Annotated in this window: 24 protein-coding genes; 3 read left to right on the top strand and 21 right to left on the bottom strand. The window is 40.0% G+C overall.

Annotation, left to right across the window (positions count from 1 at the left end; translation table 11 throughout):
• Window positions 1-24: 24 nt before the first annotated feature.
• The 17 genes from coaE to argF form a co-directional block, all read right to left on the bottom strand.
• Window positions 25-618: a dephospho-CoA kinase gene (gene coaE, locus HMPREF0848_RS01315; protein WP_008534105.1), complete on the bottom strand. Its 594-nt coding sequence runs from the start codon at window positions 616-618 to the stop codon at window positions 25-27.
• Window positions 615-1,436, bottom strand: a complete 822-nt coding sequence (mutM, locus tag HMPREF0848_RS01310) for a DNA-formamidopyrimidine glycosylase (protein ID WP_008534104.1) — start codon at window positions 1,434-1,436, stop codon at window positions 615-617. The genes coaE and mutM overlap by 4 nt, the downstream gene beginning before the upstream one ends.
• Before the next feature lie 47 nt (window positions 1,437-1,483).
• Window positions 1,484-2,383, bottom strand: a complete 900-nt coding sequence (gene era, locus HMPREF0848_RS01305; protein ID WP_008534103.1) for a GTPase Era — start codon at window positions 2,381-2,383, stop codon at window positions 1,484-1,486.
• A gap of 21 nt (window positions 2,384-2,404) precedes the next feature.
• Entirely contained in the window at window positions 2,405-2,809 is a 405-nt protein-coding gene (locus tag HMPREF0848_RS01300; RefSeq protein WP_002889028.1) for a diacylglycerol kinase family protein, read from the bottom strand.
• Entirely contained in the window at window positions 2,790-3,287 is a 498-nt protein-coding gene (ybeY, locus tag HMPREF0848_RS01295; protein WP_002889029.1) for an rRNA maturation RNase YbeY, read from the bottom strand. Before ybeY ends, HMPREF0848_RS01300 begins: the two co-directional genes overlap by 20 nt.
• Window positions 3,288-3,659: 372 nt before the next feature.
• Window positions 3,660-4,256, bottom strand: a complete 597-nt coding sequence (gene recR / locus HMPREF0848_RS01290; RefSeq protein WP_008534102.1) for a recombination mediator RecR — start codon at window positions 4,254-4,256, stop codon at window positions 3,660-3,662.
• Window positions 4,257-4,395: 139 nt separating this feature from the next.
• A complete protein-coding gene (pbp2b, locus tag HMPREF0848_RS01285) occupies window positions 4,396-6,510 on the bottom strand; it encodes a penicillin-binding protein PBP2B (RefSeq protein WP_008534101.1) in 2,115 nt (704 codons plus the stop codon).
• Window positions 6,511-6,631: 121 nt separating this feature from the next.
• Entirely contained in the window at window positions 6,632-7,468 is an 837-nt protein-coding gene (locus HMPREF0848_RS01280; protein ID WP_008534099.1) for an NAD(P)H-hydrate dehydratase, read from the bottom strand.
• 3 nt (window positions 7,469-7,471) lie between these two features.
• A complete protein-coding gene (locus HMPREF0848_RS01275) occupies window positions 7,472-8,326 on the bottom strand; it encodes a bifunctional methylenetetrahydrofolate dehydrogenase/methenyltetrahydrofolate cyclohydrolase (protein ID WP_008534097.1) in 855 nt (284 codons plus the stop codon).
• 148 nt (window positions 8,327-8,474) lie between these two features.
• Entirely contained in the window at window positions 8,475-9,251 is a 777-nt protein-coding gene (locus HMPREF0848_RS01270) for an alpha/beta fold hydrolase (protein ID WP_037609108.1), read from the bottom strand.
• 148 nt (window positions 9,252-9,399) lie between these two features.
• On the bottom strand, window positions 9,400-9,540 hold the full coding sequence (locus HMPREF0848_RS10320) for a FeoB-associated Cys-rich membrane protein (RefSeq protein ID WP_037608749.1): 141 nt from the start codon (window positions 9,538-9,540) through the stop codon (window positions 9,400-9,402).
• Window positions 9,541-9,551: 11 nt separating this feature from the next.
• Window positions 9,552-11,684 (bottom strand): ferrous iron transport protein B, encoded by a 2,133-nt coding sequence (gene feoB / locus HMPREF0848_RS01260; protein ID WP_008534095.1) that lies wholly within the window; start codon window positions 11,682-11,684, stop codon window positions 9,552-9,554.
• Complete coding sequence (locus HMPREF0848_RS01255) at window positions 11,681-12,157, bottom strand: ferrous iron transport protein A (RefSeq protein ID WP_002889048.1); 477 nt, start codon at window positions 12,155-12,157, stop codon at window positions 11,681-11,683. Before HMPREF0848_RS01255 ends, feoB begins: the two co-directional genes overlap by 4 nt.
• 160 nt (window positions 12,158-12,317) lie before the next feature.
• Window positions 12,318-13,052 (bottom strand): amino acid ABC transporter ATP-binding protein, encoded by a 735-nt coding sequence (locus HMPREF0848_RS01250; protein ID WP_002889049.1) that lies wholly within the window; start codon window positions 13,050-13,052, stop codon window positions 12,318-12,320.
• Window positions 13,052-13,732 (bottom strand): amino acid ABC transporter permease, encoded by a 681-nt coding sequence (locus tag HMPREF0848_RS01245; RefSeq protein WP_008534094.1) that lies wholly within the window; start codon window positions 13,730-13,732, stop codon window positions 13,052-13,054. Before HMPREF0848_RS01245 ends, HMPREF0848_RS01250 begins: the two co-directional genes overlap by 1 nt.
• A 214-nt stretch (window positions 13,733-13,946) precedes the next feature.
• Window positions 13,947-14,177, bottom strand: coding sequence for a DUF1797 family protein (locus HMPREF0848_RS01240; protein WP_002885970.1), 231 nt, complete (start codon window positions 14,175-14,177; stop codon window positions 13,947-13,949).
• A gap of 68 nt (window positions 14,178-14,245) precedes the next feature.
• Window positions 14,246-15,226 (bottom strand): ornithine carbamoyltransferase, encoded by a 981-nt coding sequence (gene argF, locus HMPREF0848_RS01235; protein WP_008534092.1) that lies wholly within the window; start codon window positions 15,224-15,226, stop codon window positions 14,246-14,248.
• 243 nt (window positions 15,227-15,469) lie between these two features.
• On the opposite strand from argF, the gene HMPREF0848_RS01230 reads away from it, so the two are divergent.
• The 3 genes from HMPREF0848_RS01230 to HMPREF0848_RS01220 all read left to right on the top strand — a co-directional run bounded on the left by HMPREF0848_RS01230 (window position 15,470) and on the right by HMPREF0848_RS01220 (window position 18,793).
• On the top strand, window positions 15,470-17,740 hold the full coding sequence (locus HMPREF0848_RS01230) for an ATP-dependent Clp protease ATP-binding subunit (protein ID WP_008534091.1): 2,271 nt from the start codon (window positions 15,470-15,472) through the stop codon (window positions 17,738-17,740).
• Between the two features lie 282 nt (window positions 17,741-18,022).
• Window positions 18,023-18,481 (top strand): NUDIX hydrolase, encoded by a 459-nt coding sequence (locus HMPREF0848_RS01225; RefSeq protein ID WP_002889057.1) that lies wholly within the window; start codon window positions 18,023-18,025, stop codon window positions 18,479-18,481.
• Between the two features lie 9 nt (window positions 18,482-18,490).
• Window positions 18,491-18,793, top strand: a complete 303-nt coding sequence (locus HMPREF0848_RS01220; protein WP_002889059.1) for a DUF1827 family protein — start codon at window positions 18,491-18,493, stop codon at window positions 18,791-18,793.
• 45 nt (window positions 18,794-18,838) lie between these two features.
• Here the strand turns inward: HMPREF0848_RS01220 and HMPREF0848_RS01215 are convergent, their stop codons facing one another.
• The 4 genes from HMPREF0848_RS01215 to HMPREF0848_RS01200 all read right to left on the bottom strand — a co-directional run bounded on the left by HMPREF0848_RS01215 (window position 18,839) and on the right by HMPREF0848_RS01200 (window position 22,498).
• Window positions 18,839-19,801, bottom strand: coding sequence for a Gfo/Idh/MocA family protein (locus tag HMPREF0848_RS01215; protein WP_008534090.1), 963 nt, complete (start codon window positions 19,799-19,801; stop codon window positions 18,839-18,841).
• Between the two features lie 98 nt (window positions 19,802-19,899).
• Window positions 19,900-21,135 (bottom strand): aminoacyltransferase, encoded by a 1,236-nt coding sequence (locus tag HMPREF0848_RS01210; protein ID WP_008534089.1) that lies wholly within the window; start codon window positions 21,133-21,135, stop codon window positions 19,900-19,902.
• Window positions 21,113-21,622 carry a TVP38/TMEM64 family protein gene (locus tag HMPREF0848_RS01205; RefSeq protein WP_008534088.1) on the bottom strand — a complete coding sequence of 170 codons (510 nt, stop codon included), beginning with the start codon at window positions 21,620-21,622 and terminating at the stop codon, window positions 21,113-21,115. Before HMPREF0848_RS01205 ends, HMPREF0848_RS01210 begins: the two co-directional genes overlap by 23 nt.
• A 255-nt stretch (window positions 21,623-21,877) precedes the next feature.
• Window positions 21,878-22,498: a DUF3862 domain-containing protein gene (locus HMPREF0848_RS01200; protein ID WP_008534087.1), complete on the bottom strand. Its 621-nt coding sequence runs from the start codon at window positions 22,496-22,498 to the stop codon at window positions 21,878-21,880.
• Window position 22,499: the final 1 nt, after the last annotated feature.

Here is a 22,499-nt window from a genome sequence, read left to right as displayed (position 1 = left end):
TATCCATTATAACACAATGACTAACTATAGGAGGTTAGCTAAATCTTTGATGGCACTCTTCACCTTTTCCTTCAAATCATCAATGCTCCCGTTGTTATTAATAACTAAACTAGCATACGGCAGTTTTTCGGATAAAGGCATTTGACTAGCAATACGCATGTCTGCTTCCTCAGCACTTAAGTGATTCCTTTTCATCAAGCGTTGGCGCTGGACCTCAGGAGACACCGCCACCAACCAAATCTGGTCAAACCAATCCTGATAATCATTTTCAATCAGTAAGGGAATATCCATAAAAAAGACGTCCTCTTCCTTGGCCAAGCAATCTCTTTTGGCTGCCAACTCTTCTCGGATAATTTTTCCCTGAATTTCAGCAGATTGATGCCGCATCTCTTCACTTGAAAAGATTAATTGCCCTAACTTAGGACGATTTAATTCTCCATCAGAAAGAAGGATAGCCTCTCCCAACCAATCAAGCAAGGCTTGATACAACCTGCCCCCTTTGGTCTGCATGTCGTGCACCAGTTGATCGGCATCAATGACCTTGTAACCTGCCTCTTTAATCATTTCAACAACGGTTGATTTTCCTGAAGCAATGCCTCCTGTTAATCCTATAATCATCGTTTTTGACAATGAGGACACAAATGCGTTCCTCTTCCTCCTAACTTGATTTTCTCAATCGTGCTTGCGCAACGTGGACAAGGTTGCCCTGTCTTTCCGTAAACCTGCAAATAATCCTGCATGGTCCCGTCTTCACCGAGGGCATTACGATAGGTCCTTATAGTGGAACCACCTTTTTCAATCCCCAACTGTAATATGGCAATCGTTTGATCGTGAACTCGTTTCATGGCTGCCTTGCTGAGTTCCCTTGCCGGCGTCTCTGGATGAACCTTGGCTGCCCAAAGTACCTCATCAACGTAGATATTTCCTAGTCCAGCCACTAATTTCTGGTCCAAGAGTAAGGGCTTAATAGGCTTGTCGGAACGCATTAAAGCTCTCTCAAACGATGCATATTTAAAGGCCTTCTTAGTAGGTTCAGGACCAAGCTTTTTCTTCGTAAAATAAGCTTCCTCTTGATTTTTAGATAGTAAATCAAAAGTCCCAAACTTGCGAACATCCTGATAGACAAGTGTAGAGCCATCATCTAACTTAAAAAATAAGTGAAAGTGTTTGTTGGTAGGAACCTGGTCTGTAAACAGTAGGTATTTCCCCTCCATGCGCAAGTGGGAAATCATAATCAACTGACCAAAATCAAAAATGAGATACTTTCCCCTACGTCGCATGGCTTGAATCCTTTGACCAGGTAATTCGTTTAGAAAGCTTTGATAGGACGTTTTTACCATCTTTGGGACCTTGACCTCAACCGATAAAATAGTTCGCCCTAGGACTAGTCTTTCTAAACCACGTCTAACCGTTTCTACTTCAGGTAACTCAGGCATCTGCTCCTCCTTCTAGCAAGAAAGCCGAGCAAGTGCCCAGCTTTTTCTCAATATTCTTTTTCATTATAACCAAAATCGGCCAAATCAAGTTTTTTATCACGCCAATTTTTCTTAACCTTAACCCAAGTTTCGAGAAAGACCTTATCCCCAAGCATGAGTTCAATATCTTTACGAGCAAGGGTACCAATTTTCTTGAGCATGGCACCTTTTTTACCAATGACAATACCTTTTTGGCTATCACGCTCAACCATGATCGTCGCACGAATGTGAACCTTATCCGTCTCTTCATCACGCTTCATAGAATCAATAACAACAGCAACTGAGTGCGGAATTTCTTCACGAGTCAAGAGTAGCACTTTTTCACGAATCATTTCAGACACCAAGAAACGTTCTGGGTGATCTGTAATCTGATCTGATGGAAAATATTGGAAACCTTCTTCAAGATTGTCACTCAAAACATCCACAAGGTGAGAGACATTGTTTCCTTGAAGGGCTGAGATTGGAATAATCTCCTTGAAATCCATTTGGGTACGGAAATCGTCAATCTGCTCAAGTAGTTGGTCGGGATGGACCTTGTCAATCTTATTAACCACCAAAATAACGGGTACCTTGGCTTGCTTAAGGCGTTCGATAATCATATCATCACCCTTACCACGAGGTTCATCGGCTGGAACCATAAAAAGGACCGTATCCACTTCACGAAGGGTTGAATAAGCAGATTCTACCATGAAATCCCCTAAAGCCGTCTTAGGCTTGTGGATTCCCGGTGTATCGATAAAGACAATCTGTTCCTTGTCTGTTGTGTAAATTCCCATAATTTTATTACGGGTTGTTTGAGCTTTATCGCTCATGATTGCAATTTTTTGCCCCATAACATGGTTCAAAAAGGTAGATTTTCCTACATTAGGACGGCCAAGAATGGCCACAAAACCTGATTTAAATGTCATTTACTTTCTTTCTCTTTAGTTCTAGTTAAAAATTAAGTTCCAAATTTTAGGTATGAAAACAATCATACCAGTGATGAGTGCGTAACAAGATACGACAAGGACAGCTCCCGCTGCCATGTCTTTAGCATTTTTGGCTAACATAGAAAAGTGATAATTACTAGCCAGATCAACCACATTTTCAATGGCAGAATTGACAATTTCAAGAGCAATTACTAGAAAAACCGCCTGCAGGAGAAAAAGCCATTCTATCGCAGAAACACGAAAAATCAAGCCAGCTAGTACCACTAAAACAGCAGAAACCAAATGCTTGCGCATGTTACGTTCTTCTTTAATAGCCGTAATTATACCTGTCAGAGCAAACTCAAAACTTGCTGTAAATTCTCTATTTTTCCACTTTTTCTGTGGATTATTGTCGCGTAAGTCCATAAGCAGTTAAAATTTCTTCCTGTAATCCAAACATTTCCGCTTCTTCTTCAGGGGTGTAATGGTCATAGCCATTGATGTGAAGAAAGCCATGAACAGCTAAGAAGCCCATCTCACGCTCATAGCTATGTCCATATTCTTCAGCCTGTTCGTGAGCCTTATCAACGGAAATAAAGAGTTCACCGATATAACTATCAAATTCTCCCATCATTTCAGCCAATTCTGGATTTTCCGCTAAATCTTCCTCATCAAAAGTGATATCTACCTCTGGCTTATACTCCAAACTAATGACATCAGTAGGGCGGTCCGTATCACGATACTCTAAATTCAATTCGTGACTACGTTCGTTAGTTACAAAAGTAACTGCCATCTCCTTGTCTTCCTTACCAAGTTTTTGCGCTGCAAAATCAAGTAACTCCAAGGTTTGTTTCTTTATTTCTTCAGAGACCTGTCCAGTCTCGTCGATCATTTCAACGTACATAGCATATCTTTCCGAACGATTGATTCCAGTTTTAGGACAGAACCGTTCGTTTCCTTTCACTAACAAATTAGCTTTTTATTACAAATACTTAATCACAGTTAATATCGCCCCAGATTAACTCCAGTCCAATATCAATCACTTCATTATATCACAAGGATACAGAAAAAGCAGACTTAAGCCTAATTGTCTGCTTCTTTTATTAAGAATATGATATAGCAAGCCTTTATCGATTTAGACCATGAGAAAAAACGATTTTTCAAAGAACTCTTTAACTTCTTTGTCCCTAAATTTCTGCATCAGCACCTTACTATTAAAAACTTTCAGTATCAAAATCCGACAAATAGCGAAAAAAAGCCATCGTTAAATGACTTTTTAAAGTTCTGTACGATTCTCAATTGCTCGCAACAAGGTCACCTCATCAGCATATTCAATGTCAGAACCAACAGCCAAACCACGTGCTAAACGGGTTACCTTAATGCCGGCTGGTTTGAGGACACGGGAAATATACATGGCTGTTGCTTCACCATCGGCTGTAGCATTGGTTGCAATAATGACTTCTTCAACCTCACTATCCATCAAACGAGTAATCAAACTCTTCAAATTAATATCATCAGGCCCTATACCGTTCATAGGTGAAATAAGACCTTGAAGCACATGGTAAAGGCCATGATATTCCTGAATCTTTTCCATAGCTGAAACATCTTTTGAGTCCTCGACAACCAAAATCTTAGTACGGTCTCTAGTCTCATCGGTACAGATATTACAGGGATCGTCATCCGTTAAACGCCCACAAACTGAGCAATAAGTCAATTCACGCTTAGCAGCCAAAAGGTTTTTGGCAAAATCATTGACATCCTCATCAGACATGCTAATGGTATAAAAAGCCAATCGTGTCGCCGTTTTAGCCCCAATTCCAGGGAGTTTTGAAAAACTATCAATCAGTTTAGCAATCGGAGTAGGATAAAGCATGAAGGCCTCCATTTCTTTTTATTCTTAATCTATTTCTAACTTTTTATCTTATGACATGATAACCGTTGCCCCAAGGACAAACACCCAAACACTATATCATAGAAAAATCTCTCATGCAAGGCACAAGAGATTTTAGACTTTAGTGAGTGTTTTGGTAAAGTTCCATAATGGCCTTGACTGCACCTTGATAGGCCTTACTCTTCCAGTCAAGCGCATGTGGGTACATAATTCCAACAGCTAATTTGGTTCCATCTTTGGCTGTCGCATAAGCTACAGCATTAAGATTAACTGTGGTTACAGAATTACCAGAACTATCTGTCGCATAGGTTTCGGCTGTTCCTGTTTTCCCACTAATCGGAATGATAGAACTTGCCATTCCTTTACCTGTTGCAAGGCTAGAACCTGAATTGACAACGTCATTGAACCCTTGTTGGACAAGACCAAGTTGCTCAGAATCTAAAGAAAGGGTATTGAGCACACGGGTATCAACCGTTGAAGAGAGGGTACCTAGACTACCATTTGCACCAGCATCGTAAATGCCTCCGACAATATGGGGAGCCACACGTTTACCACCATTAGCAATTGAAGCAACATACTGAGCTAGTTGAATGGTTGTATAGGAGTCATACTGGCCAAAGGCTTCTGTCAGCACATTGGCAACATTGTATTTCTTGGAAATAAAGCCTTCAGATTCTCCAGGTAAATCAAGACCAGTCGAAACCCCCATACCAAACTCGCCATAAGTATCACGAAGAGTCTTCATAGCCTTATCCATATTATCCGTTGACAAAGCCATACCTGGATAATATTGTTGGCCGAGGAGTTTGATAGCAATCTGAACCATATAGGTATTTGATGAATATTCTAGGGCCTGAGTAGCCGTAATGGCACGACTACCTTGATCCGTAAACCAAGATGTAATAGGGGCTGAACCAGCAATATTAATAGGCTGGTCAGTCAAAACTTGGTTACCGTAGATGACACCCGAACGCCAACCTGCCGTCAAGGTAGCCCCCTTAACAACAGATCCTGGAGTGAAGACATCCGTAATCGTTCCTAGGGCATCCGCCTTAAAATCTGGTGCCCCTTTCTCATGCTTTTGTCCTGCCATTGCAAGTACAGCACCGGTGTCTGCATTCAGTACTACCGCATACATTCCCTCAGAATAAGTCGCCTTATTCTCAGCAATTTCTGAAGAAAGTTGTTGACTTAGGATGTCTTCAACACCCTTTTGAAAATTGAGGTCAATGGTTAACTGCAGGTTGTTACCCTTGCTACCTTTTTGCGTGATTTTATCACTGTCGACCTTTCCTTCTTTGTCTACAGTAATTTCACGAACCGTATGTTTTCCTTGTAGTTTTTCCTCATATTCTTTTTCTAGATAAGAGGTTCCTACACGGTCATTGAGGGCATAGCCTTTTTTAAGGTATTCCTTGGCATCTTCCTGAGGTAAGCCTGCTTCTGAGCTTGAAACCTTACCAATCAGAGGAGATAAGGCCGAATCAGCTGTATGACGTTCCCAGTCCTTAGCAACCGTAATACCATTTAGTTCCTTTTGTTTAGCCGCTACAATCGCAATCTGATCAGGTGTTAATTCGCCTGTCTTTAATGTGACTGTTGAGAAATTAGACACAGCATTCATCTGAGAATAAATGTAGACAATCTTAAGTTCATTCTCAGAATAATCAACGGCTTCATCAGGCACTGCATCAACAGCATTATTGTAAATAGTGGCTTCGGCAAGTTTGTTACCAAATTTGTCTGTTTTCTTGTCGTTTGGAAGACTATTGACAACACGCTTATAGGTCGAAGAATCCGCAAGGTAAAAATCACGTTTTTGACGGGCAGTTACCTTAGTTTCAGTAAGAGTTACCATGGTTGCCAACTTCTCTGCAACCTTTTTCATCGTATCAGATGAGACCAGATTGCTACGTGTAAAGGTAATGACGTCCTTACTTTGGTTGGTCGTCAGAGCAACCCCCTTGGCATCAAAAATTTGTCCTCGCTCGCTAGCAATTCTAACAGTATACTTGGAATTATCCTCTAATTTCTTAGCATAAAAGGATTTGTTAGAAATCTGCATATAAGCAAGGCGTGCAAAAAGTAATAAAAAAAGAACAAGAACAACACCAAAAAGCAAGTAAACACGACGTGAGATATTTACTGGCTTCTTAGGTTTATTGGCTCGTTTGTCTTTTCGTTTTTGGCGCCATTTTTTCCAATTTTGATTGAGTTTTTTTGAAAATGATGTCACTTTTTTTCCTCTATGTTCTCATAAAAATTCTCTTTTATTTTATCATAAATCAGCCTAGGCAAACTTAAAAAAATGTCGAAATCTAAAAAAACTTGCCTCAATCTGAGACACGTTTTTTAGATTATAATGACAATTTTCTCATCCAGCTTGGAATGGCTTTACTGATGCGTGTCGGCAAAACCACATAGGCATTTTTAGCGAGGTCATCAGCGATAGCTGAGTGAAGCCAACTGGCAACCGTAACAGCTTTATAGCGGTCATTTGAAGCAAATTGAGCAAGAAAACCCGTTACCATACCGGCCAAGGTATCTCCCATGCCACCTGTTGCCTGATAGGGACCACCAACCTCTAAATGAGATACTTCTTTACTCTGGTAGACAGCCGTTCGGTGGCTCTTAGCTACTAGTATGGTTTCAGCCGGAAAGTCTGCCAGAGCTTTCTGTGTATTAGAAACAGTCTGCTCCAAAATAGCTAAGCCAGAAAGACGTTCCCATTCTTTCTGATGAGGGGTAAGAATGAGGTGACACTCTGGCAAATCCGCCTTATTTTTCTTAGCAAGAAGGTTAAGGGCCGATCCATCAACAACTAGGTTCTGATCAGGTCTAATATTTGCCAGGACCAAATCCAAGACCTGACTAGCTGCATCACTCTCACCTAGACCTGAGCCAATTAAAACAACATTTGCAGCCCTAAGATTATCAAGAAGCCTGTCCTTTTCTCCGAAATCAAAAGCCATAGCCTCAGGAAGATGGGCATGAAGTGCTGTGATATTGTCACAATCGGTCGCTACCGTAACCAAGCCTGCCCCACTATTGACACAGGCAATAGCAGCCATAATGATGGCACCACCATATGGGTAGAGGCCACCAATTAAAAGCACCCGACCGTAAGATCCCTTATGAGACTCTCTCAAACGAGGTCTAATCACTTGCCTAGCTAAATCGCCATCTACTTTCATAAGCTATCCTTTCGCACTACGAAGAGCAGCTTGATAGGTCTGTTCCATAAGCATGGTAATAGTCATAGGGCCTACACCACCTGGAACAGGCGTGATCATGCCAACTTTATCTTTCACACCTTCAAAATCAACATCGCCACAAAGTTTGCCTTCTTCATCACGGTTAATTCCCACATCAATGACAACGGCACCCTCTTTGACAAAGTCTTCTGTGACAAATTTTGCACGTCCAATAGCCACAATCAAGACGTCTGCTTTGTTACAAACATTCGCCAAATGTGGTGTTCTTGAGTGGGTCAAAGTAACTGTGGCATTTTTTTCCAAAAGAAGCTGAGCCATAGGCTTGCCGACGATATTACTACGTCCAATAATAACTGCTGTCTTGCCTTCCAATTCAACATTGTACTCACGCAGAATTTCCATAATACCTGCAGGAGTACATGGCACCATTTGAGGACGTCCATTCCAAAGATTCCCCGTATTCATAGGGTGGAATCCATCAACATCCTTTTTAGGATCAATTGCCAAGAGAATACGCATTTCATTGATATGGTTAGGTAGTGGTAATTGTACCAAGATACCATGGAAAAGCGGATCTTGATTGTACTTTTCAATGACCTCAATCAATTCTTCTTCACTTATTCTCTCTGAAAGATTGACCGTCTTGCTATGGAAACCTGCCTTAATAGCCGCACGTTCCTTATTACGGACATAAACCTGACTAGCAGGGTTGTCGCCAACCATAATAACGACCAATCCTGGTACAATCCATTCACTTTCTTTAAGACGAGCTACCTTTTCTTGCAATTGATTTTGCATTTTAAGAGCTAGGGCTTTACCGTCCATCATTATCACCATGTGTGTTCTCCAATACATACTTTTTTTCAATTATACCATAGGGAAGACTCTTTGTGACTTAATTTTCAAAATTTTCAAAAAAACAGTTCACATTTGAGTACTAAAAAAGCCGAAACACTGTTTCAACTTTTTTGATTCGTTTTCGCTATTAATTGACAAAACTATTTTGCTGGCTCCATCCTTTAATGGCACATAAGGTCTTTTGTTGGAATTTGCCACTCTCATACATATGATCAGCACCAGTTAGTGAAATAAGCACCGAATCATGGTAGTTCTTTGCCGTTCTTCTTGCAATATTAAGGTGAGTCATCTTATCTCTGGTTCCAGAAATCACGAGAACAGGACAGGATATTTGGTTAAAGTCCACGTAAGCTGCCTTCGTTTTATCAAACCAAGGAAGAGCCATCTGGGTGTAAACCTTGCCTGATTCTGGAACTAATGTCGCAAAAACTTCTTCTTTCAAGGACTCTTCTTGTTCATTCATACAATACTTGAAAAACTCCTTTTTATAAGGAGGCATAGCCTTTTTCCAAAATCCCCAGCGTAGAAAATGCTTACCAAAACAAGCCAGCATGGTTGGGTAAAAGGCAAAAATATCTGCCGTAGGTGCTGGTCCCATAAGAATCATACCAGCTACTTCCGTTTTTTCGGCAACCATCTGTGCCACCAAACATCCTAAAGAGTGTCCCAAAATAAGTGGCGGTTGATCTAGACTTTCAATCAAGTCCACCAAATCATCTCGGTAATTCTGCAAGGTCACTGTCCCAACCTTTGCTAGACAATCTTGGTAGGGTAAATCATGATAACGAAAGCTAGGTGTATGCACCTTATATCCCATTTGATGCAGACCTGAAGCGAATTCTCCCCAAACATTACCGTCACACCAGGTACCGTGAATTAGGACAATCTCTCTGTTCAATGCCATTCCTTTCATTTCTCCTTTGTTAAATCAAGCTAGATTTTTTTCAATGTCATCATATCACACTTTCTCTTAGGCAATCTTTATACATTCCTTACAATTGTAAGTAAAAATGACCTCTTATCCAAATAAGAGATCATTTTCTTATATTCTATTAATGATCAGCTTTATGCATTTCTTCTTTGACCGGGCAAGAGCACTCACAATCACCACAAGATCCTTTTCCTTTGATATAGTGACGGATGCCTAAACCAGCCAAAGCGAAAATAATAAAGGCAATAATAAATGTAGACATAACAACTTCTCCTAACTATTAGCTTCTTGAAGATTTTCCAAGGTAATAATCTTATCCTTAATTTGACGTGGTTTACGAACAACGAAGTAAATCATAGTCACTAAAAGCAAGACTGCTACAAGTGTCCAAGGAGTTATCGGCTTACCATAAAGGAGAACTTGACCAAATTGATATAGAATCAAGCTGACACAATAGGCCAAACCTGTTTGAAAACCAATCGCTCCAACCGTCCATCTCAGATTAGCCATTTCACGTTTGATAGCCCCAATAGCTGCAAAACATGGTGCACAAAGCAGGTTAAAAATCAAGAAAGAATAAGCAGCTAGAGCTGAATAATCTGCTTGCAGGGCCGTAGCCAAACCAGCTTCACTACTGTTATGATAGAGAATTCCGAAGGTAGCCACCACGGTCTCCTTGGCTGCTAAACCTGTGAGAGCAGCAACCGTTGCCTTCCAATTTCCAAAGCCCAGAGGTGCAAAAATCCAAGAAAAGCCCTTACCTAAAGTAGCTAAGATACTCACTTCTGTATCAACGGTCTGTAACATAAAGTTATAGTTGGACATGAACCAAATCAGGACAGTCAAACTGAAAATAATGGTTCCTGCACGTTTCACAAAACTCATAGCCTTACCAAAGGCATAACGCAAGACCGACATAGCCTTAGGCCAATGATAAGAAGGTAATTCCATAATGAAAGGACTGGTCAAGCCACCCAAAAAGCTCGTCTTTTTAAGGGCAATACCTGATAAAATGATGGCAGCCATCCCAATAAAATAAGTACTTGGAGCCACCAGAGGATTGTGAGGAAAGAAGGCCCCAGCAATCAAAGCGATAATTTCCAATTTAGCCGAGCAAGGCATAAAGGTTGCCGTCATAATAGTAATCCGACGATCTCTTTCATTTTCAATAGTCCGGCTAGACATAACTGCTGGGACACCACATCCTGTTGAAATCAACATCGGAATAAAAGATTTCCCAGAGAGCCCGAAACGACGGAAAATACGGTCCATAACAAAGGCAATACGACTCATATAGCCAATATCTTCAAGCACACCTAAGCAGATAAATAGCACGAAGATTTGAGGAAGGAAGCCAAGTACCGTCCCAATCCCAGCCACAACGCCATCAACAATCAAAGACTTAAGCCAATCTTGGACATGAAGATAGGTGAGCCCAGAGGTCATCAAATCAGGAACATACTTGCCAAAGAGGACATCACTGGCCCAGTCAGTCCACATCTTTCCCTGAAGAGAAAAATAATAGACCAAATACATAACTACCGCAAAAATTGGGAGAGCCAAAATACGGTTGGTTACTAATTTATCAATCTTGTCTGACAAGGTTAAGGCAAAATCTTTTGTCTGACTCTGAGCCATCTTACAAACACGTTCAATAAAGGCGTAACGCTCATTAATGACAATAGATTCGGCATCCTCTGTGAAAACTTCCTCAGTGATACGTATGATGTCTTTGATTTCTTTACGTTGGAAAGCTGACAAATCTAGTTCAGCCTCAACCAAAGCATCGTGTTCAAAGAGCTTAATGGCATAAAAACGTGCGGACCTTTGTGGCACAGAATTTCCCAAAACATCCAAAATTTGTGATATGGCAGCTTCTAATTTATCATCATAAATTGGAAAAGCGATGTCTCCTACACTAGCGATCGTCGTATGAGCTGCCTTTTTCACAACCTTATCCACACCAGTCTGTTTGAGAGCGCTAGTCGCAACCACCGGGACACCCAGATGATAAGACAATTTATCGATATTAATTGTTTTTCCCTGAGCTTCTAAAACATCACTCATGTTAAGAGCCAAGGTCATAGGAATACCTGTTTCAATCAACTGTGTTGTCAGATAAAGGTTACGTTCCAAGTTTGTCGCATCAACCACATTTAAGATGCTATCAGCCTTTTTGCTGAGTAAATAGTCACGCGCCACCTTTTCCTCAGGACTATAGGGTGACATAGAGTAAATCCCAGGTAAATCCTGAATTTCGATATCTTTATGCTTTTTAACCAGCCCACTTTTTCGTTCAACTGTAACACCTGGCCAGTTACCAACACGCTGATTATGCCCTGTCATCAAGTTGAATAAGCTAGTCTTACCACTATTAGGATTACCAATTAAAGCAACTTCTATCATTTTTCCTCTCCCTCATCCAGCATGACTACACTAATCATTTGCGCTTCCGACTTTCGTAGCGTTAATTCATAGCCTCTCAAACTAATTTCTAATGGGTCTCCTAAGGGAGCTACTTTACGTAATAAAACCCGTGTGCGCTTGGTAATTCCCATATCCATGAGACGACGCTTGGTTTCATTAGCTGCGAAAATATCAGTGACGATGGCAGAACGTCCAACTGGTAGTTCAGAAAGAGGTATTTTCTCCTCATTTTCCTCAGCAGGTGTCAAATCAATCTTATCTAGAATCGATGCATCAAAGGCTAAGCGACTCCCTTTCACTATAATAATAGCACTGTTTTTGGTCTTAGTTACCACCTCAATGGTTTCACCAGGAGCTAACCCTAAGTTAGATAGGTGCAAAAGACTATCTTTAGGAAGGTTAATTCCAAGAATCCTATAAGGGGTTTTTAAGGCCGTATCATATATAAGCATATTTCTTGACCTTCTATATTATTTTTGGTATGGCATCATTATAGCATAATTATCCATTGTTTCCGTAAAATCGCCCTAAACAAGAATGATTCTAGAAAAGTAAAACAGCAAAAAAGACTGGAATAATTCCAGCCTTCACAAACAAGATTTAATCTCTGTCTTACAATACCTTACTCAAGAAATCCTTTGTACGTTCTTCTTTCGTATGGTCAAAAATCTCTTGTGGTGTTCCTTCTTCTACGATAACACCGCCATCCATGAAGATAACACGGTCGGCCACCTCATAGGCAAAGCCCATTTCATGCGTAACGATAGCCATAGTCATCCCAGACTTGGCAAGGTCCTGCATAACCGCAAGTACTTCACCAACCATCTCAGGGTCAAGGGCAGAAGTTGGTTCGTCAAACAAGAGAACATCTGGATCCATAGCCAAACCACGCGCAATCGCAATACGTTGCTGCTGACCACCTGATAGGCTACTTGGATAAGCATCCGCCTTTTCTCTCAAGCCAACCTTATCTAGAAGTTCCAAGGCTTTAGCTTCGGCATCAGCTTTAGAAATCCCCTTAGTTTTAATAGGCGAGAGGGTAATATTTTCTTTAACCGTCATATTTGGGAAGAGGTTAAACTGTTGGAAAACCATTCCCATTTTTTCACGCATTTTGAAAATATCGTTATTCTTATCTGTAATATCCACACCTTCAAAGGAAATTACACCTTTTGTAGGCGTTTCAAGTAAGTTCATTGAGCGTAGGAAGGTTGATTTACCAGATCCTGAAGGACCAATGATAACCACTACCTCACCTTTTTTAATATCTAGATCAATCCCCTTGAGAACTTCGTTTTTACCAAAATACTTGTGAAGATTTTTAATCTCAATAATTGTTTTTGCCATTATTTACGTCCCTCCCCAAGTCGTTTTTCCATTTGTTTCAAAAGCGCTGTCATAGCCGTTGTCACAATCAAATAGTAGAAGGCTGCGAACAGAAGCGGTGTCAAGGTCAAGTAAGTTGTTGTCGCAACAGTCTGTGCACCATTCCACAATTCCATAACGCCGATGGTTTGCAAGAGCGAACTATCTTTGATAATCGTTACGAACTCGTTACCCAAGGCCGGCAAAATATTTTTAATGGCCTGAGGCAAGACCACATAACGCATGGTATTCCATGGACGAATACCAAGTGAATAGGCTGCTTCGACCTGTCCTTTCGGAATAGACTCAATCCCTGCACGCACACTTTCAGAGATATAGGCACCACTATTTAAAGAAAGGACAATAATACCAGGAACGATACGTGACAAATCAAGGTTCAAAATTCCGAACTGAACCGTTGGAAGGTTCATATGAATGAGGTTGAAAGCAATCATAATTTGCACAACCATAGGCGTTCCACGGAAAACCCAAACATAAAGGCTTACGAGCCACTCTAATGGCTTGATTCCAGAACGCTTAATCAAGGATACCAAAACCCCAAGAATGGTCCCAAAGAAGACCACGCAGACTGAAATCATAATTGTTACTAAGACACCATAGTTAAAGTAAGACCAGAACTGTGGCAAAAATGAAAAGTTCATCAAGATACTCCTTATTAATATTCCTCATTATTATATCAGAAGAATGCATAATAATAAAGTATTTTCTTATAAATGCGATATTTTAGTATAAAAAGTAGCTTAAAGACATAAAAATCAAAAAAGAGTGAGTAAGAACAATTTTACATGCTCTTTCTCACTCCCATTAACGATTTTGAAACCCCTAGTCTAAAAAGAGTCGGTTTCAAGTTATTGATTAGTAAAGCAAGTCGTAGATTTCCATTGCAATCAAGTCAATGCTATCAAATGAATAAGATTCACGAGCTTCAACGTCACGCAATGTGAAAACTGGACCATTTTCTGGATCATTGCTGAATGATACTTCGGCAACAACCACTCCTTCACGTTCAAAATTACGTTTTAAATTACCACCATCAGCCGCCATCATTTCAAGACGGTTAATGATTCTCACCAAATGTGATTCCATGTTATTTCTCCTATTAATTGTGTATTTCTTACTTATTTTATCACACTTACGGAAAAAATGGGGGAATTTTAAATTTTTTTCAAGGAATTGTACATTATGGCCTTGATAGAATGCATACGGTTCTCAGCTTCTTGGAAGATGATGTCACTGTATTTTTGGAAGACCTCATCTGTAATTTCTAACTCTGACAAACCATATTTGTCATACATTTCCTGTCCAATTTGAGTATTAAGGTCATGGAAGGCTGGAAGGCAATGCATAACGATGACATCTGGATTTTCCGTTTTGGCAAGTAAGTCTGCATTTATCTGATAAGGTAGAAGCAAATCAATACGAGATTTAAAGTCCACTTCTTCTCCCATAGAAACCCAGACATCAGTGTAGAGCATATCCACTCCCTTAACTTCTGAAATATCATCTGTAATGGTTAAATAAGCACCATTATTATGTTTATGAGCTAGGGCAACAATATCATCCTCAGGCTGCAAACCCTCTGGAGCAATAATCTTAACATTAACACCCAAGATAGCCGATGTCACCAAGAGTGAATTTGCCATATTATTACGACCATCTCCAATATAAGCAATGGTCAAGCCCTCTAGACTACCAAAGTGCTCCTTCAAGGTCATGAAATCCGCAATCATCTGAGTCGGATGCCAAGTATCTGTCAAACCATTCCAGACCGGAACACCAGAGTATTTAGCCAAGTCTTCAACATCCTCTTGTTTAAAACCACGGTACTCAATCCCATCAAACATTGATCCAAGCACCTTAGCTGTATCAATTACAGACTCCTTCTTACCAAGCTGAATATCACCTGCACCAAGGTAGGTCACATTCATCCCTAGATCCTGACCAGCTACAGTAAAGGCTGAACGTGTTCTTGTTGATGTCTTTTCGAAAAGTAGGGCAATATTTAACCCTTCTAGATACTTATGAGGAATTCTATTTTTCTTCAACTCTTTAAATTTAAGAGATAGCGCAATTAATTCTTCCAGTTCCTGTTTAGTGAAGTCAATTTCTTTCAAAAAGGATGTTGCTAATGTCATAGGGCTCTCACTTTCATTCTGAATAATATAAAAGGTATTATAGTCTATTTTTGTATAATATGCAAGTATTTTTGTATTTTAATTCAAAATTAGCACTTGATTATACAGAGTGCCAAACCCTAATGCTTTTTGCTTGCAATATTACTACTGCATGCTATAATGGAGACATAGATTTGACCTTTTTTGACCAAGTTGTCTTCAAAAAAAGAGTCCTTTCAAATCCAGATAGAAAGAGGTACTGATATGCTCTGCCAAAACTGTAACCTAAATGAAGCTAGTATCCATTTGTATACCAACGTAAATGGTAATCAGCAACAAGTTGACCTCTGTCAAAATTGTTATAAAATCATGAAATCTGATCCTGAGAACCCACTCAATCAATTCAATCAAACAGGGGGTTCCAACTTCATTGATGATTTCTTCAGCGACCTAAACAACTTCCGTTCTTCAAACGGAGACCTTCCAAATACACCACCAACACAGGAAGGTGGAAACCGAGGAAACGGTGGCAATACACAGGGTCCAGGACGTCCAGGAGGACCTCGCCAACAGGCGCCTCAACAACCACAAGGTTTACTTGAGGAATTTGGAATTAATATCACAGACATTGCCCGTCGTGGAGATATTGACCCTGTCATTGGTCGTGATGAAGAAATCATTCGTGTTATAGAAATTCTTAACCGACGTACCAAGAACAACCCTGTTCTTATTGGTGAACCTGGTGTTGGTAAAACAGCCGTTGTTGAAGGTCTCGCTCAAAAAATCGTTGATGGTAGTGTACCTCAAAAACTCCAAGGCAGACAAGTTATCCGTCTTGATGTCGTCAGCCTAGTCCAAGGTACTGGTATCCGTGGTCAATTCGAAGAACGCATGCAAAAACTCATGGAAGAAATTCGTCAACGTCAGGATGTTATCCTCTTTATCGATGAAATCCATGAAATTGTAGGAGCTGGTAATGCTGGTGATGGCAATATGGACGCTGGAAATATCCTAAAACCTGCTCTTGCTCGTGGCGAGCTTCAACTTGTCGGAGCAACAACCCTTAACGAATATCGCATTATCGAAAAGGATGCTGCCCTCGAACGCCGTATGCAACCGGTTAAGGTTGATGAACCAACCGTTGAAGAAACCATTACAATTTTGCATGGTATTCAACCTAAATACCAAGACTACCACCATGTCAAATATACGGACGAAGCTATCAGGGCAGCTGCAGAATTGTCCAATCGATACATTCAAGACCGCTTCTTGCCAGACAAGGCCATTGACCTTCTTGATGAAGCTGGTTCTAAGATGAACTTGACCCTTAACTTTGTTGATCCTAAAGATATTGATAAACGTTTGATTGAAGCGGAAAATCTCAAAGCTCAAGCCACTCGTGACGAAGACTTTGAAAAGGCTGCTTATTTCCGTGATCAAATTGCCAAATACAAGGAAATGCAAAAACAAACCATCAGTGACCAAGATATGCCTGTCATCACTGAAAAACATATCGAAGCCATTGTGGAACAAAAAACAAACATTCCTGTCGGTGACCTTAAAGAAAAAGAACAATCACAACTTCTTAGCCTTGCTGATGACCTTAAGTCACATGTTATTGGACAAGATGCCGCGGTTGATAAGATTGCCAAAGCTATCCGTCGTAATCGTGTTGGTCTTGGCGCACCAAATCGCCCAATTGGTAGTTTCCTCTTCGTAGGTCCTACTGGGGTCGGTAAAACTGAGCTCTCTAAACAATTGGCCATTGAACTCTTTGGATCAGCAGATAGTATGATTCGATTCGACATGTCCGAATACATGGAGAAACACGCTGTTGCTAAGTTGGTCGGTGCCCCTCCAGGATATGTAGGTTATGACGAAGCTGGTCAGTTAACTGAAAAAGTCCGCCGTAATCCTTATTCACTGATTCTTCTTGATGAGGTTGAAAAAGCTCACCCAGACGTGCTTCACATGTTCCTCCAGGTACTTGATGATGGTCGTTTGACTGATGGACAAGGTCGCACTGTAAGCTTCAAAGATACCATTATTATCATGACATCAAATGCCGGTACTGGTAAAGTTGAAGCTAGTGTTGGTTTTGGAGCTGCTCGTGAGAATCGCACTAACTCTGTACTGAACCAACTCGGAGACTTCTTTAGTCCTGAATTTATGAACCGTTTTGACGGTATTGTTGAATTTTCTGCCCTCAGTAAGGAAAACCTCCTAACTATTGTGGACCTCATGCTTAATAGCGTCAACCAGCGCTTGGCCAATAACGGTATCCACTTTAGTGTGACTGAAAAAGTCAAAGAAAAATTGGTTGACCTTGGTTACGACCCTAAGATGGGTGCTCGACCACTTCGCCGTACCATCCAAGATTATATTGAGGATGCCATTACCGACTTCTACCTTGAAAATCCAAATGAAAAAGATCTCAAGGCAGTCATGACATCCAAGGGTCATATCACTATTAAATCTGCTAAAAAAGTTGAAAAAACTGCACAAAAAACTGAAACGACCAAAGAATCTGACTAAATCGTCTAGAAGTAGGATAAGGTGCTATAATTTTCAAATCAGAAAAACTCAAGGTATGGGATAACATTTTCCATATCTACTATCTCAAACAGGCTTCTAGGCTTGGTTGACCCTAAGGGGAGTAAGACAGAAGAAACGTCATTTAAAATTTCTTCTGTCTTACTCCTTTTTTCACACATTTCAATTTTCCATTTTCAAAATTCTCTGTAATTCTGCCTAAATCAATAGGAAAATGAGGATTTTTTTAGTATAATATAGGCAAATAAACCTAAGGAGCAACTTATGAATCCAACATTTGGTGATAAGGTTGAGGGAGCTCATTATCAGACACGTTACGGTGTTTATGCTGTGATTCCTAACCAAGACAAGACGAAGATTATTTTAGTTCAGGCTCCTAACGGGGCTTGGTTTCTCCCAGGTGGAGAAATCGAAGCAGGCGAGGATCACTTTAGTGCCTTAAAACGCGAGTTAATTGAAGAACTTGGGTATACAGCCACTTTAGGACAGTACTATGGACAGGCTGACGAATACTTCTATTCAAGCCACCGTGACACTTACTTTTACAATCCAGCCTACATTTATGAAGTTGTAGATTTTTCAGAAATTGGTAACCCCCTAGAAGATTTCAACAAGCTGGCATGGTTCCCAATTGATGAAGCGATTTCCAAGCTTAAACGCGGCAGCCATAAGTGGGGAATCGAACAATGGAAAGCTAGCCATACAAGAACTGCCAAATCCTAGGAGGTAACTATGAAACTTATTAACACGACGCAAACACACCAAGAACTTGTACAAAACCAACTTGATAATACAGATGCCTTCCTCGTAGAAACCTATTCTGCTGGAAATACAGATGTTGTCTTTACACAAGCACCTAAACATTACGAACTATTGATTTCAAATAAACACCGTGCTGTTAAGGATAACGAATTAGAAATCATCCGTGAATTCTTCCTCAAACGCAAAATTGACAAAGATATCGTTTTGATGGATAAACTCCAAACAGTACACACCGAAAAATTGATTGAGATTTCATTCCCAACAACTGTATAAATCCAAAACAAGCAATGGCTAATGCCACTGCTTGTTTTTAGTATCTTACAAAACTTTAGAGGCCTGATCCAAGACTTGCATAACCTGACGACTATGCTCCAACTGCTTGGCAACACTGTCAATATCATTGGTAGCTACCATTTTCTCAAATGCTACAAATTCATCGTACATACGATGATGCGTACTATTAAGATTAGTCACAATCTCTTCTTGACCATTAAGAGTAAGACCAATTTCAGGAAGGGTGTTGGTAGCACCCAAAATGGTGATAGCTCCCTTATCTCCTTGAATGGTTGAACGAATGTCAGCACTACAGTCTTTAGCTCCAATGGCAACAGCCTTAAAGTTACCATAGTCCAAAACTAGAATTCCTGACGTATCCACTCCTCTCTCCACATTAGGTAGGTATTCCACACGATTAGGCTTTCCAAAAAGTCCGACCAAAAGATGGATATTGTAGATATTCAGATCTCTAAGCGCTCCCCCACCCATTTCAGGGTTAAAGGCAGGAGCAATCTCACCACGTTTAAAGGCATCGTAGCGTGATGAATACTGAGAATAATTGATATTCACAATCTTGATATCACCGATTTCTGCTAGAGAATTCTTAATCGCTGTGAAATTAGCCAGATATTGATTGGTTATAGCTTCTATCAAGAGAAGCTTTTTTTCTTGGGCAAGCTTAGCCAGCTCTTCAAACTCTTCCAAATGTAAGGTAAAAGGTTTCTCACAGATGACATGCTTGCCAGCTAGAAGTGCTTGTTTGGCATAGTCATAGTGGGTATGATTAGGTGTTCCAACATAAATGGTATCAACATCTGGATTGGACAAGATTGCTTCATAATCACTTGTCGCCTGAGTTAGACCATATTGCTTAGCTAAAGCTTCAGCCTTATCAAGTGATCGTGGTGTCGACATTATAGCCTTCAGCTCAATTCCCTCAATAGTTACCAAAACAGGCAAAACCTCTGTAACAATCATTCCTGTCCCTAATAATGCAAGTTTCATCAACCTACCTCCTTCTTCCTCTAAACTCTCTTATATATGTTGTAATTCCAAAAACAGAATTATAATGAAAGAGGACTACAATAGAAGCCCTCTACATCTTAAGAACGTCCAAGCAGTTTCTTAATTCCTTGAATGGCCTTATATTTAAACGGTTGTGGATAATAACGGAAAGTTCCCATTTTACGAACGATATAGCCATTAAAGTTTTGTTTAAAACGCAAAACCCCATCTGAACCATCAAAAATGCCCATGATACCAAGGAAGTTATAGAAACTGATACCACGTTTAATAGCCTGTGTCATCACATACTCTTGCAAGAGTGCTGGAGCATAAAACTTATTAAATTCAGGATAAGAACCACTAAAAAGATAGACTGCTTCTTGAGGGGTGTAAACGAAGAGACTTCCGGCTAGAACAATGTCTTCCTGGCCGTACTTGTCAATAAAGGCTGTTGCTTCTCCCTTGCGAACATCAAAAGTTTCAAACTGACTTGATAGCTCTCGCAATTGGTTTTGTTTTTTCTCAGACTTAGGATTAGTTTCCAAATCAGCTTGCAATTTGACAATTCTAGCTCCCAATTTAGCCTGATCCTTCTCTAAATGTTCAAGGTAATCTTGGAAATTCAAAGTAGCAACCATAAAATCAGCATTATCACCAAAGGCATCATAAAAATCTTGGTAGTAATCCAGCGATTTATCACTATATTCTCGACGATCAGAAGTCGCTGAAGTGATTTCTTTAAAAATGGATAACTCGTCACGCTTCAGTTTTTTCAGCTTGATACCAAAAGTTTTAGCTTTTTTAACTAATGGTTTCCCTTTTTTGCTGAAAGACTTAATCAAATCTTTTTCTGTAATCCCTGATAAATCCTTCACATAATGCCAGTCAGGCTCACCACCAGGATAACCTGTTTGCAGACCATCAAAGCTATAACCTAAGTTAGTCAATTGGCTAATCAGCTGCTTTTGCTCATCACCAGTTGGCTCCCCATTACTATCAAAGGTTTGATAAGTATCATAAGGTTTGATTAACAGCTCAAGCGCACCATTTGCTTTAGCGTAGTCCTTCAATCCTTGGTAAAAGTCGCTCAGATGAGTCGTATTGGAGTGAATAGGTCCACAATTCACTTCCATACGAAGCCCACCAGTCATAGGCATACTATAGATAATTGCTGAGATTTCTAGCTGATTGCCTTCTTTCCAAGCGACATAGCTAATGCTAAATCCACGTTTTTCAAGAAGCTTAGCCATTTCCTCTGTTTGCATAAAAGAACGCTCTGAAACCTGTTGAGCATATGTGTTAAATTCTTCCTTAGTTACTTGAATGAAGCTCATTTTTTTCCTTCCTAAAATGGATAACGTAAATTACGAGTGAGATAAACAACAAAAGGGCAAGTATTGCCACTAATGGTATTCGAATTGGGCGACTATTTAGCAACAAATCCCCACTGACGGCATAAACAATCGAAATCGGAGCAACTCCTATAAGAGTCGCTAAAACTCTGGTCTTGCTTGGTAACTTCATCTGAATACACGCATAATTGACCAAAGCCGATGGGATAAAGGGAATAGAGAAAGCCAGAGAAATGCCAATAAAACGATGATTAAAGTTTTCAATATAGGTTAGGAGTTTCTCCATACGTTTAGACCTCTCGGGCTTTTCGAGTCTTCTTAGGATTTCAAAACTAGTTAAATTTCCAAAAGTATTCCCAAGGATATTCATAGGAATGGCCAAGAAGGGACCGTAAAGCAGACCAACGAAAATACAAAAAAACGAACTTGAAACTCCAGGAATGGCTGATGATAAAATCATTAGACTCATAAGGATAAGAGCATTCTGGAGATTTGCCTGCTTAAAAGCTTCTCTTAAGAAGTCTTGGTCATGCTTAGCATTGGCCCAAAACCTGATTAAAGGGAAAATGTTATGTAAGAGAGGTAATAAAAATAGCAGAATTAATACAGTAATTCCGACAAAAAAATCCTTTTCCGGGTCATTGCATCTCCATCGTTTTAGTCACTCTTTTTATTATAACAAAAAAATGCCTTCATTGATTTAGAAAGGCATTTTTTCCTATTATTACTTGTTAATCAAATTTGCTTGAGATTTGTTTTCCAAGGCACCATTCTTGAAGTTAAGAGTAAGACTACCTGTTTCACCCTTTTTAGCGACAAGATTTGATGACCAAAGAGCCTGTGTCATTGTAGCATCAGAAGATACTGCAATAGAATAAACATCTGGTGTACCAAGTGTTTTAACGGCATCATCATAGCTCGTTCCATTTTTAAGGTTTTCATACATTTTCAAGGTGATTTTAGGATCACGGACAAAAGAAAAGTTTGAGAGTGACTTAACAACAGTACTATTATTGAAAAGTTTAGCCGTAACAACGACATTATCAAACTGCCAATTGTAGACATCCAGTTTAGCATCTCCTGCCTGCTCTTGGCTAGTCGATGACGGTTCCCCAAACAAACCTTTCAAAGTATCAAGATTTGATCCCCCTGAAAATTCCTGAGAGGCATTTGCCATGGAAATTTTATCAAAGTTCTGACGAACATTGCCATGTTTAACTGTTAGAATCTTTGAAGCTTCATTATCCACAGACCCCTTCGTCTCAGTCTTAGACGAAGAATGTCCACAAGCAGCTAAGGTAAAAAGTGAAAGACCTAAAACGGCCAAAGACAAAAGTTTTTTCATA

The sequence above is a fragment of the Streptococcus sp. C150 genome, assembly GCF_000187445.1.
Lineage (GTDB): Bacteria > Bacillota > Bacilli > Lactobacillales > Streptococcaceae > Streptococcus > Streptococcus raffinosi.
Note: the sequence above shows the minus strand (reverse complement) of the source record. Positions and strands in the feature narration are given on the sequence as shown.